This window comes from Thalassotalea mangrovi (assembly GCF_005116735.1).
GTDB lineage: Bacteria > Pseudomonadota > Gammaproteobacteria > Enterobacterales > Alteromonadaceae > Thalassotalea_A > Thalassotalea_A mangrovi.
Genome location: NZ_SWDB01000018.1, coordinates 103,727 through 115,629 on the forward strand (window position 1 = coordinate 103,727; position 11,903 = coordinate 115,629).

General features: G+C 45.6%; 10 protein-coding genes. 8 read left to right on the plus strand and 2 right to left on the minus strand.

The features are described from left to right. The first annotated feature begins 48 nt into the window (after positions 1-48). The 4 genes from E8M12_RS16480 (at position 49) to E8M12_RS08350 (ending at position 4,266) form a co-directional block, all read left to right on the plus strand. Positions 49-555, plus strand: coding sequence for a hypothetical protein (locus tag E8M12_RS16480; protein WP_246034066.1), 507 nt, complete (start codon positions 49-51; stop codon positions 553-555). After that, on the plus strand, positions 539-1,675 hold the full coding sequence (locus tag E8M12_RS16485; RefSeq protein ID WP_246034067.1) for a TonB-dependent receptor domain-containing protein: 1,137 nt from the start codon (positions 539-541) through the stop codon (positions 1,673-1,675). Before E8M12_RS16480 ends, E8M12_RS16485 begins: the two co-directional genes overlap by 17 nt. 63 nt (positions 1,676-1,738) lie before the next feature. Beyond that, on the plus strand, positions 1,739-3,214 hold the full coding sequence (locus tag E8M12_RS08345; protein WP_136735682.1) for an SLC13 family permease: 1,476 nt from the start codon (positions 1,739-1,741) through the stop codon (positions 3,212-3,214). A 230-nt stretch (positions 3,215-3,444) separates the two neighbouring features. Next, the gene (locus E8M12_RS08350) at positions 3,445-4,266 is read left to right on the plus strand and encodes a c-type cytochrome (protein ID WP_136735683.1); all 822 of its coding nucleotides are present in this window, start codon (positions 3,445-3,447) and stop codon (positions 4,264-4,266) included. A gap of 75 nt (positions 4,267-4,341) precedes the next feature. Here the strand turns inward: E8M12_RS08350 and E8M12_RS08355 are convergent, their stop codons facing one another. Continuing rightward, on the minus strand, positions 4,342-6,402 hold the full coding sequence (locus E8M12_RS08355; RefSeq protein WP_136735684.1) for a S9 family peptidase: 2,061 nt from the start codon (positions 6,400-6,402) through the stop codon (positions 4,342-4,344). Positions 6,403-6,648: 246 nt separating this feature from the next. Here E8M12_RS08355 and E8M12_RS08360 point away from each other — a divergent pair, with 246 nt between their 5' ends. Continuing rightward, a complete protein-coding gene (locus tag E8M12_RS08360; protein ID WP_136735685.1) occupies positions 6,649-6,849 on the plus strand; it encodes a hypothetical protein in 201 nt (66 codons plus the stop codon). 390 nt (positions 6,850-7,239) lie between these two features. Here the strand turns inward: E8M12_RS08360 and E8M12_RS08370 are convergent, their stop codons facing one another. Then, positions 7,240-7,608, minus strand: coding sequence for a PEGA domain-containing protein (locus tag E8M12_RS08370; protein ID WP_136735687.1), 369 nt, complete (start codon positions 7,606-7,608; stop codon positions 7,240-7,242). A gap of 117 nt (positions 7,609-7,725) precedes the next feature. Here E8M12_RS08370 and E8M12_RS08375 point away from each other — a divergent pair, with 117 nt between their 5' ends. From E8M12_RS08375 to E8M12_RS08385, 3 genes are all read left to right on the plus strand, one after another. Beyond that, positions 7,726-9,501 (plus strand): Lnb N-terminal periplasmic domain-containing protein, encoded by a 1,776-nt coding sequence (locus E8M12_RS08375; RefSeq protein WP_136735688.1) that lies wholly within the window; start codon positions 7,726-7,728, stop codon positions 9,499-9,501. A 163-nt stretch (positions 9,502-9,664) separates the two neighbouring features. After that, the gene (locus E8M12_RS08380) at positions 9,665-10,351 is read left to right on the plus strand and encodes a serine aminopeptidase domain-containing protein (RefSeq protein ID WP_169303080.1); all 687 of its coding nucleotides are present in this window, start codon (positions 9,665-9,667) and stop codon (positions 10,349-10,351) included. Positions 10,352-10,428: 77 nt separating this feature from the next. Next, positions 10,429-11,721 (plus strand): DUF945 family protein, encoded by a 1,293-nt coding sequence (locus E8M12_RS08385; protein ID WP_136735690.1) that lies wholly within the window; start codon positions 10,429-10,431, stop codon positions 11,719-11,721. Positions 11,722-11,903: the final 182 nt, after the last annotated feature.

An 11,903-nucleotide genomic window follows, 5' to 3' on the forward strand; every position in this document is an offset into this window, starting at 1 on the left:
GTTGACAATGATGGCGATACTTACCGTTTACTACAGGGTTTCAGAGGGATGATCGGTGATTGGGACTGGGAAACCGCAGTCTCTCATTCAAAGGCAACGAAAGAAGATATCACCCACAACCGGGTATCGAATCTTTTAATGCAGGAAGCCTTGAACGATCCGACGCCTGCGGCCTATAACCCGTTTTCCGGCGGCATCGATTCGAATATTGAACGCGCCTTGATTGATGTTGAGCGTATCAGTGAGACCAAACTAACAACCTTTGATTTAAAATTCTCAACGGCCGATTTATTTAGTTTACCGGCAGGCCCTGTGGCCTTCTTAGCCGGGTTTGAGTGGCGTAAAGAAAGCTTTGTCGATGATCGCGACGATCGTCTCGATGGTACTATCGTTTTTACCGATAGTGATGGCGATACCTATCCGTACGTGTCTGATGTGGTGAATTCAAGCCCGACACCGGATAACGAAGGGGAGCGCCAGGTAACCCTCTCTGTTTACCGAGGTTCAGATTCCGGTACTGGACAGCCTGGATGTGCAAATGGCGCTGCGTTATGAAGACTTTGATGATATTGATGACAGCACTACGGTCGGGAAAATTGCCTTTGGCTGGCGCCCGGTGGAACAACTACTGGTTCGCGGTTCCTGGTCGGAAGCATTCCGTGCGCCAAACCTGGTAACGGTTAATGAAGATATTGTTGCCCGGAATAATACCCGTACTGACTGGGCCTGTGAGTATGCAGCGGACAATGGCGGCGATCCGGATCAGGATATTCTCGATTGTACCAACTCCACTCAACGTATTGCCATGGGTAGCGATAAGTTGAAACCGGAACAGTCTACCAATACCTCAATTGGCCTTGCCTGGACACCAACCGATAACCTGTCGATGACCATCGATTTCTGGTCGATCAAAAAAGAAGATACCATTGGCTTATTTGGTGAAGAAAACCATACCCTGTTAGATCTGGTGTATCGTCTGCAAGCGGGTACCGCTAATTGTGATATGACATTTAATGGCGCGGTAGAGCGTGAAGGTTCTTCATTGGATGCGGAAGAGTTAGCAGTTTACCAGGCTGCGGGCATATGTCCGGCGGGTGACATTAAATTTATTAATGATCAGTATGCCAACCTGGATGACCGAACCGTGGAAGGTTTTGATGTTGGTATTTACTACAACATTGATACCGCTTACGGCACCTTTGATGTGAAATATAACGGTTCATTCCTGGAAACCTATGAGCAGGATGCGGGTGGTGATGCGAAAGTGTTGGTAGATGCGCAAAATGCCGGAATTCTTCCGGATAATTACCCGGTTGCAGGTTTTGCCGATTTGATTGGTATGGATGGTAATCAGGATGAGCGTCATACGGCTAAGCTTCGTTGGTATAACGATGCCTTTGGTGCCTCATTAAGTGCCTTTAAAGTGGGCAGCTTTTATCAAAGTTCATTAACGCTGGAAGATGGTACTCGCTATAATGTGCCGTCGATGACGACTTACAATGCCAGCTTTGATTATAAGTTTGACGCGTTTGGCGCTGACTCTCGGGTTCGCCTGGGTATCAAGAACTTTACCGATGAGCGAGCTCCGCTTGCGGATCGCTACTTCGGTTATTTCTCCGATGCTCACTCGGATTATGGCCGGGAATTTTATCTTGAAGTGAAAGCCTCGCTTTAATCCATGACCCCTCCATCCTCAGGGGTGGAGGGTAACTTTCCCCATAAAAAATAAAATAATTTCATGTCAGAACAACACTCTTATTCACCCACAAGGGCAGGTTATCAGAATATTGGTCTTATTCTCGGACCGGGCTTGTTTGCCCTGATGATGATATTTGCCAATATGCAATCGACCATGGACCCTGTGGCCTGGAAAACCGCCGCTATCGCTATCTGGATGGCAGTATGGTGGTCAACCGAAGCGGTGCCCGTGCCGGTGACGGCATTTCTCCCCTTGGTGACCTTCCACCTGTTAGGAATATCTACGGCCAAAGAAGCCGCGATGCCCTATTCAAACCCGATTATTTATTTGTTTTTGGGAGCCTTCATTCTGGCGCTGGCGGTAGAACGCTGGAATTTGCACAAACGCCTGGCGTTGCTGATTTTGAGCCATACGGGCACCGATGGGCGTAAATTGATTCTCGGTTTTATGGTGGTCGCTGCGTTGCTTTCTATGTGGATGACCAATACATCGACGACCATGATGCTGATGCCGATAGCCTTGTCGGTTGCCTCGGTCATTACGGAGAACGTAGTCAATTTGACTGATAAAGAAAAAGCCTCTTTTCAGATCGCGATGTTACTTGGCCTTGCCTACGCAGCTACCATTGGTGGCCTGGCAACCCTGGTCGGTACTCCGCCAAACGCCTTGCTGGCGGCATTTGTTCAGGAAAATTACGGCATCGAGATTTCGTTTGCCAGCTGGATGGCGGTAGGTGTGCCGGTGATGATCATTATGTTGCCTCTGGCCTGGGTGACGTTAACCCGGATTCTTTACAAAGTGAACATTCCTGAATCGGACGAGGTAAAGCAGCACCTGAATCAGTTAAAATTGGAACTTGGCCCTATCAGCAAGCCGGAAAAACGTGTCGCTATCGTATTCGCCATCGTAATTTTGTTATGGATGGTGCGCAGGCCTCTGGCTACTTACCTTGGCGTCGAAGGTCTGTCAGATACTGGCATTGTTATGGCCGCGGCAATGTTGCTGTTTATCCTACCCAGTGGGAATCGCGCGCAGGCTCAGTTGATGACCTGGCATGATGTTAATAAATTACCCTGGGGGGTACTGGTGTTGTTTGGTGGTGGACTGAGCCTGGCCAGTGCATTCTCGTCGTCCGGGCTAGCGCAGTGGCTGGGCGAGAGCCTGACACCAATCAGCGCATTTGGAGTACTATTCCTGATCCTGGCAGCAACCGCGCTGGTTATTTTCCTGACTGAAATTACCAGCAACCTGGCAACTACTGCCACATTTTTACCGGTGATGGGCGCTATTGCCCTGCAAGGTGAAATTAATCCATTATTGCTTTGCGTGCCAATTACATTAGCGGCAAGTTGTGCCTTTATGTTGCCGGTAGCAACGCCTCCTAATGCCATCGTTTTTGCCTCCGGAAAACTTACTATTCCACAGATGGTCAGGGCCGGGGTGATGCTAAATATTATCGGCCTGATACTTATTACCCTATTAGGGATCTGGTGGGCGCCGGCGATGTTGAATTAATTAATCAAAAGACAGTTGTAGATGATTTAACAAAAGTAACGAAAAAGCCGGGAGTTTATCTCGGCTTTTTACTTTTGATTTTGCAACAAACGAAACCGTTAGATGTCAGTATCCTTCACTGCTCCCATAATGTAATTTAAAGCTCGGGCTAACTTATTGTTAATTGTAAAATATCTCGCTGCGCTACTAAAATTCAGTGAATCAATGCTTAAAATAACAAGGTACCTGAGATGAAACATGGCATCGTCGTAATTATCCTCACGTTAGTCATTAACACACCGTTAATGGCTTTTGAAACGAACCCAGAGATTGAGCGAGGTCATTACCTGGTTCGCGATATGCTTTCCTGTACCCATTGTCATGGTGAGGATTTAGGGGGCGCTGAGGGAGTCCAGGTTGCCGGAATAACGAGCAACGCTCCCAATATCACCGATGACGAGGATACCGGCATTGGCGGTTGGACTGATAAACAAGTTAGCCAATCAATACGCAATGGCATTCGACCGGATGGCAGTTACATTGGTGCGCCGATGCCAGTCAATACCTACAAAAATATTTCCGATGATGATTTAAAAGCCATCGTCGCCTATCTGCGCTCACTACCCCTAGTTAACAGAACGATTAAACCGAGTGAAATGACGGTAAAATCCCGCAAACAGCATGGCCCTGTTATCGATAAAGTACCAGCACCAGACGGGCAAGATCCGGTGGCAAAAGGCAAGTATGTCTATGAGTTAATTTACTGTAGTTTATGCCATAACGCCTTTCAGAATAATGAACTGTATGTCGGCGTTGGTGGCAATCCCTTTAAACAGCCGGATGGCTCTGTGGTCATCAGCAGCAATTTAACGCCATCTGGAAACCTGCCCGGCTACAGTGATGAAGAGTTAAAAAAGGTGATTAAATACGGCGTTCGCCCAGACGGTAGCAAGCTCAGGCCACCAATGCCAACGGAGATTTATCACAACGTTGCCGATACTGACTTAAACGATCTAATCGATTTCTTAAGAAGCTTACCGGCTGGTGAAGCTCCGTCGCCAGCGGCTAACTGATAGCCGATTTTTAATAGGATAAATAATAAGCAAGCCCGATATTGTTATCGGGCTTGCTTGTGTATTACTGATAGGCTATTCCGTTTCGGGCTTGTATTTATCGAACCAGGCAAGAATGTAACCGATTTTCTGAATAAGATTACTTGGCCGTGCGGCAATACCGTGACTTGCCTTAGGTATGCGCACCATTGCAGAGTCAATATTACGCAGTTGTAAAGCCTGATAGTATTGCTCGGTTTCGCTCATCGGTGTGCGGTAATCTTCTTCACCCGTTAATAACATGGTCGGCGTCGATACATTGCCCACCAGGCTTAATGGCGAATGTTTCCATAAGTGATCGACCTGCTCCCATGGCATGCCGGGCATCCAGTACTGGGTGAAATAGGCATAACCATCCGCAGTTAAACTAAAGCTCAACCAGTTAATCACCGGCTTGGCAACCACGGCGGCTTTGAAGCGATCGGTTTTACCTATGATCCAGGCGGTTAGCGTACCACCGCCACTACCACCGGTGACATATAACTGCGATTCATCCACATAACCTTCTTCGATTACGCCATCGACAACATCCATCAGGTCGTTATAGTCTTCAGATGGGTAATTATGATGAATCAGGTTGGCAAACTCCTCGCCATAAGATGTGCTACCCCTGGGGTTTGCCCAGACTACCACATAGCCTTTAGCGGCCATTAACTGTACTTCCAGGCTGAACTGTGGACCATAGGCGGCATGAGGGCCACCATGAATTTCGAGAATCAACGGATATTTTTTATCGGGATCAAAATCCGGCGGTAATGCCAGCCAGGCTTCAACCGGGCGCTCATCGACCGACGATTTAACCGTCAGTGAACGAACCTTTGCCAGCTCTTTTGACCCCAGAGCATCGAGATTTAACTGGGTCAGCTGTTTTGTCGCACCACCTTTACTTAAGCTTGCCAAATCGGCCGGGCGCTGGGTTTTGGCCAGGGTATAAAAAAGTTTGTCATTATTACCAACCACGTAATTACCCGATGTATATGGGCGCCCCAGGGATTGTCCGCCAAGCTCCGCATCCAGGCGAGATATTTTTCCGCCCAAATTAACGTATCCGAGTTTTTTCTTACCGTGGTCATCGTAACTGAAGTAAAGGCCATCGCCAGCCCGATCCCATTGAACATTGCCAAGTGGACGATCCAGCTTAGTGACCAGACCTTTGACATTACTACCATCACTATTCATGACATATAATTGCGCATTCTGGCTGGCAAGCTTGCGATCATCTATCTGCAAAAATGCAATTCTATCGCCCTTGGGGCTGATGACTGGCGCAAATTCCGGACCTTGTCGCTGCAACAATGTGGTGATTTCGCCGGTTTTAACATTCACCCGGTAAATATCTGACTCGAGTGGCCGGCGCTGCCAGTCCTCGTGGCGATCGGAACTAAAGACAATATGCTGACTGTCTGCGGTCCAGGAAAGTTGTCCATCATGATGAAAATCGCCCTGGGTGATCTGCCGGGCACTGCCGCCTTCACTGGGGACAACATAAATATGATTAAAACCAGATGGCAGGAACCCGGCGCCGTCGCTACGATAAGCGAGGGAGTCGATATAAGTCGCATTACCTGCCCACTTCGCTCCTTTTGGTTTTTTCGGCATGTTTATGTTTAGGTTTGAAGGTTTAGCTGGCGTAAACATTACAAACGCCAGCCATTTGCCATCTGGAGAAAAGCTGACGCTCTGGGGAGAATGCGAGAGGTTGGAAACCCGCGCCGTTTGTCCGGTATCGAGCCAGCGCATATACAATTGGTTATCGCCTTCCGCACTGGAAACGTAAGCCAAGCGAGCACCATCGGGTGAAAATACCGGCATCCGATAATTGGTTTTACCTGATAGTACCGGGCGGTGGTTGCTGCCATCAGCTTCGATTTGCCATAAATTAGAACGGGTGCTGTCGGCCATAATATCGAGCGAACGACGCTCATAAATCACGTAATCTTTATTCGGATGCGCGGCGATCGAACCTACGTATTCGATATTAAATACGTCCTGGAAGTCGAGTAAGGCATCATTTGCTGATGCCATTGCCGACAAGCCCAGCGAAACGATAGCCAAACCACTGAACACCGTAGTTTTGGCGCGGCTAAAATAACCCATTTTATTTACTCCGTTTGGTCACTGAAAAAGTCAAACAACCCAACAGGTTAGCTAGCTTTTCCATACATAATAGTAACTAACTCTAACCAATGGTTGCGATTCTGTAAATGAATCCGCCTGCAGTCATACCAATCACATTAAATTATTGCTCACTCTGAGTTGTGCACAAACTTTATGTGATTGGTATTAAATTTCAATTACCGATATCCTGAGGTTAACAGGCACTGGAATCTGGACGGAGATCCGATGAAATTAATTATGCGCAGTGAATTTGATGATTTACGGTTAAACCCGAATCATGCTTATGACACGGATAGCAATGGCGACAAGCAAGTGGTTAAAATTTACTGCGGTGAAAAGCTGATAGCTAAAAAAATTACTCACAAAAAAAGTATTCGCTATTTCGGTGTTAAAGAATACAGGCAGTACTTACAGGAAGTCAGATAAACAAGGGCAGTGGTTGTTTCTGGTCTGCCTGGAACTGGCTAAGAAATTTTTCTGACTGGAGAGCAAATTGATAGCGTTGTGGATGACTTATTACCATTTTTTTTAATTCAGGTAACAATGATGCTCGTATCGTGGGCGGAACGCTGGCCGCATCCAGAAATGCAGTCAGGTAATCGCCGTGACCGACAAGAATATTTTTGCAAATGTTGTGGTAATTAAGCAGTACAAAATGCTGTAAATTTACCGTTTCCTGAAAATTATCGATTTGCGTATCAAATTTTTTTGCAGGACCTTGCGCACAACCAAGTGTCGCGGTTGCTATGGCAACAAACAAACAGGTGAAATAAAAGGGGCGGTAAGTGCCCCTTTTGTTAGATCGAAGCCGCACTGTTATTTGGCTTCAAGGTTGAAGTAGTGAACGCCAGGAGCGTACTCAATACTGGCACCAGTAGCGGCATCGGTAGTCGAACCAGGTAAGCCACCAATGATTACATTACCCCAGAAAGTAGAGTTTAACTTGGTTGTCATAGTGATCGTTTGATCAGTATAGCCTTCCTTGCGCACCGTCAAAGAGGTGTTGTCTGCACGCTTTACGTCAATGGTTAATGGTGTTACGCCTTGAGATACACCATTAATTAAAACTTCAGCACCAGCTGGTGTTGATTGGATAGTAACTTGTTGAGTTGAACCATCAACAATACTGGCACAACCACTTAACGCAGTCAGAACCACTAGCGCAGATACGATCTTCTTTAGCATTTTTTATTCCTTTATAATTCATTATTATTCTTCGATAACCAGTAACTTTTCATTGGATATCGTTTGAGCATTTTTGCACTATTTTTTAATAAAATAAAGAACGGAATTTAAACAGTCATGGATGTCGTATTGGCAAAAATCAAAGCTTGGCCTCTTTTCCTATTGGTGATGATTTGCAACTTTTCATTCGCAGAACAAGCATCTCTCGCTGACTCACCGCAATGGCGAGCACTACTGCATTATCAAACATCTCCTTATCCATTCAGCCGCCAGCAGTTTTCTCAAGTTGCCGACTCAGAGTTTTTTTTAGATAAAAATGGCAAGCATGATCCTGAAGCCGAACTGAACGCAAATCTGCAGCAACTACAGAGCAATAAGTGTAGGTTTCCTGCAAGAACATTATGGTTAGCGAAACAAACGGGACAACAGATAACCCTGGAGGATTGCGATGAATTGAATGATTGGCTAAAACAATTTGCTAGTGATGAGGTTTATCTGCATTTTCCTTCCAATTATCTTAACAATCCTTCTTCGGTGTTCGGTCACACATTTTTGCGACTACACAAACGCGATCGCTCAGCTTTGCTGGATCCTATTATTAATTATGCCGCGGTCAGCAATACCCAGAATCCAGCAAAATACATAGTTAGTGGACTGACGGGTGGTTTTCCTGGGGTGTTTGCAATGCATCCTCATTATTTGAAAAAACGCGAATACACGGTGACAGAAAATCGAGAAATTTGGAGCTACAAAATAAAGCTAACGCAGGAGGAAATTAATCGTTTTTTATTACATTTTTGGGAAATAAAAGATCGGCAGTTTAATTATTACTTTCTGAATCAAAACTGTTCATATCAATTGATGGCTTTGCTTGATGTCGCGATTAGCGATATTAGTTTACTTGACGAGTTCCATAATGTGGCGCTGCCAATCGATACGATAAAGTTTCTGCATAATCACCAGCGACTTGAACTGGCAAATTTTCACCCGTCGTTTATTGATGAGTTTCGCTTGCACTCTACCACATTGAATAACGCCGAGAAGCAAAGAGTGCTTGCGCTGACTCAATGTCCTGCGAGCAATGTCTTAGAAGAGGATACCGGCCAGATATTGCGATTGAGTAGTGATTATTTAGAATACTTGATCCAACAGGATCTGCGCCCAAGAAAATGCGCACACCAGCAAATGGCAATCTTGCAGAAAGCAAGCAAGGAAAAATCATATTTGCCACCAGTCTTCCCATCGCCCGAGGTTGCCCCGCAGGACGCTCACCCGAGCGCCAAAATAGGTGTAGGTTTTCAATCGGTTTCTGGTGCTTTGTTAAATTTCCGTTTGGGGTATCATGATTTATTGGATTCCATTGCAGGGTTTAAGCCTGGCCAGGAAATCATTTTGGGAGATTTTGCATATGACATTGAGCGCAATAAAATTGCTGACTACAAGCTAATTGGCCTGAAATCCCTTTCCGCCAGCGACGAATTTTTTCAGCCGTTGTCATGGGCATTTGAAATATCCGGTCGCCGTTATGATGACGAGCTCAACTCTGCGCTACATCACCAGGTAATTCTGGGAGTGGGTAAATCCCTTCAAATTGGACGAGGTTTGGCCTTTGTGCTTTTAAATACATCATTATCCTACAATCGGGATAGCAATACGGATGTTTTACTTACACCCGAATTCGGATATTTATACAACGGTGAGACAATCAATTCGTCTCAAACCCTGAGAATAGAAATGCCTGCTAGTGACTGGCAAGAGAAGCGGTTGGTATTGGCAAGTAAACAAACTGTGAATTTTACCAATGATGTTCAGCTATCTTTTTCTGCTGAATGGCTTCACCATGACAGCTACCAACAAGGGAATATTGCACTATCCTTAAGTTATCTTTTCTAATCAATAATTGGGTATGTTGCGCAACATTCAAGTGCTGATTTTTTATCTGTTCCTATGTGGCTGTGCAAACCAGGTTTTTCTTCATCCCAGTATAAGTAAGTCGAGTTCCGGATTATCCTCACTGCCTGAATTTTTGGGGCGTGATGACCTGCAACATACATTTTTGACTTTAGAAAATGGTGTTAAATTACAGGTAAGCTTGTATACGCCAGATAACCCTACAGCCTCTGTTATGGTTTCAGGTGGTAATGCCGCGTCGTTAAGTGAAGTCATTTATTACCATCGGTATTTGCTCAACCAGAATCTACAGGTGACCTTTTTTTCCTTTCAGGGGTTCGATAAAAGCAGTGGACAAGCATCACTGTCGACGATGTTTTCCGATGCCGAGCAGGTGTTGGCCCGGCAACAGCGAGAGTATCCAGATATTCCGCACTTTTACGTAACTCACTCAATATCAACATCCATTGGGTTGTGCCTTTCACGTCATGCAGCTCTGCGAGGGGTGGTTCTGGAGTCAGCCATGGATATCAATAATATTGCGGATTATCATGCCAATAAGAGTAGCTTGTCCTGGTTACTCACTCCTGTTGCAAGGCTGATGACAATATCGATACCCGACTCGCTGGCTGACTGTACTCTAAACTCGCATAACCAAAAGGCGCGAGCGATGTTTATACATCACCCTAACGATGTCCTCACTCCTTATGTCCAGGCTGTTGATATCTTTGATGCATATCAGGGAGAAAAGGTATTTATAGAAGCTCGAGTTTCGCTACCACCTCAATATCATCAAAGCATCTGGTATGATTCAGAGCTCCAATCTCAGATCTTACGTTTTATCAGTCAGTAAACGTTTAAGTGTGTGCTACACTAAATCGCCCCCAGCAAATAAAAAATAATACGATTGGATAAATCCAGGGATTGATAATGAAAAAATTATTGGCAGCGATTGCTGTCGGGGCAGCCGTGGCCAGCCCGTATCTTATTGGCATCAAAACTGAGCAACAGCTTAACGATTTGTACCAGAGAATGTCTGCCAACCCTTCCGTGAATATTGAAATTGCCCATTACCAGCGCGGCTGGTTTTATTCTGCGGCTCAAATCCATATGTCGATGCCAGTGACTGATGATCAGGGTAATGTGACGGAAATTTCTTTCCAGGGGCGTCATGATATTCAACATGGACCATTACTCTGGACCGCAGATGGTTTGGGGTTTGGATTGGCCGATTCGGTCATCAGTGCGCAACTACTCACTGAAATACAACAGCAAATCATAAACTTTGAGCAATTACCTGATGATACGGTAAGCAGCGTTATGCGCACGCATTTTGGTGGCGAAACAGATACCATAATGAAGATAAAACCGGTGACGGTTGAACTGATTGCCGCCAGTTTGCATATTCTGCCCGGTCTCTTTACCGGCACTATGACACCTGCGGGTGAAGTGACTACCTCGGGTCAGTGGCAGGGCATGAAAATCGTCGAAGATGACCGCGAAGTACTAAGACTTGGCAATACGGAACTGGAAATTGCGCAGCATTTCATTCTTTCGGATATGTTTTCTCCGGCATCACTGGCCATTGGCAGCGTTAAATTTTCACTGGCAGAAGCAGCCGTACTTGGTGAATCCGACGCTGACAGCATGAGTATTAATGATTTGAGCGTTTACAGTGAATCAGCGGTCGAAAATGAGCTGATGGTCAGTCAGATAACGGCAGATGCTAAAGATATCAGGTTTGCCGGCCAGCAGTTTACCGATTTCAATTATGTGATGAGCATGGAAAATATGAACATTAATGTGATCAGCAAGTTAAAACAATTGCTGGTTGAATTACAATCGGACGATCCGGAACAACAACAGTTATTGGTAACTGGCATCCAGCAACAAATACCACATCTGCTTGTCGGTGATCCGAAAATTAGCATTGATAATTTGTCCGTTAATACCAGTGCCGGGCCTATTGAGTCTGATCTGAAAATCACTGTCGACCCACAGAAATTTGATGCCAATAACCCGGTCAGTATGATGTTTGCCGTGCAGGCGGTCGCTCACGGTTCGGCACCGGTGGCATTTTTTGAAGATCTTGGCATGCAAGCCAATATAGATGACCTGATGCAACAAGGGGTGATCATTCGTGATGCGAATCGCTTGATCCTATCATTTGCGTTTCGCGATGGTCAGGCGCGGATCAACGGCCATCCTATGCCCGCAGGATAACGGCCTGACATTGTATTCACAGCCGAGCGAAATTGGTGTAGTACAAAAAGGCAGAAGCAACGCGCTTCTGCCTTTTTTGTCGATATTACCTGCCCTGAACTACAATAATAATACCAATCACATTAAGTTTGTGCACAACTCAGAGTTAGGGCAGAGGTTCAGTTACAACATAGATTTCATTG

Coding starts and splice junctions, on each gene's coding strand:
- E8M12_RS08355 (WP_136735684.1), bottom strand. CDS start 6,402: ATGGGTTATTTTAGCCGCGCCAAAACTACGGTGTTCAGTGGTTTGGCT.
- E8M12_RS08370 (WP_136735687.1), bottom strand. CDS start 7,608: ATGCTAAAGAAGATCGTATCTGCGCTAGTGGTTCTGACTGCGTTAAGT.
- E8M12_RS16480 (WP_246034066.1), top strand. CDS start 49: ATGATCGGTGATTGGGACTGGGAAACCGCAGTCTCTCATTCAAAGGCA.
- E8M12_RS08350 (WP_136735683.1), top strand. CDS start 3,445: ATGAAACATGGCATCGTCGTAATTATCCTCACGTTAGTCATTAACACA.
- E8M12_RS08385 (WP_136735690.1), top strand. CDS start 10,429: ATGAAAAAATTATTGGCAGCGATTGCTGTCGGGGCAGCCGTGGCCAGC.
- E8M12_RS08375 (WP_136735688.1), top strand. CDS start 7,726: ATGGATGTCGTATTGGCAAAAATCAAAGCTTGGCCTCTTTTCCTATTG.
- E8M12_RS08345 (WP_136735682.1), top strand. CDS start 1,739: ATGTCAGAACAACACTCTTATTCACCCACAAGGGCAGGTTATCAGAAT.
- E8M12_RS16485 (WP_246034067.1), top strand. CDS start 539: ATGGCGCTGCGTTATGAAGACTTTGATGATATTGATGACAGCACTACG.
- E8M12_RS08360 (WP_136735685.1), top strand. CDS start 6,649: ATGAAATTAATTATGCGCAGTGAATTTGATGATTTACGGTTAAACCCG.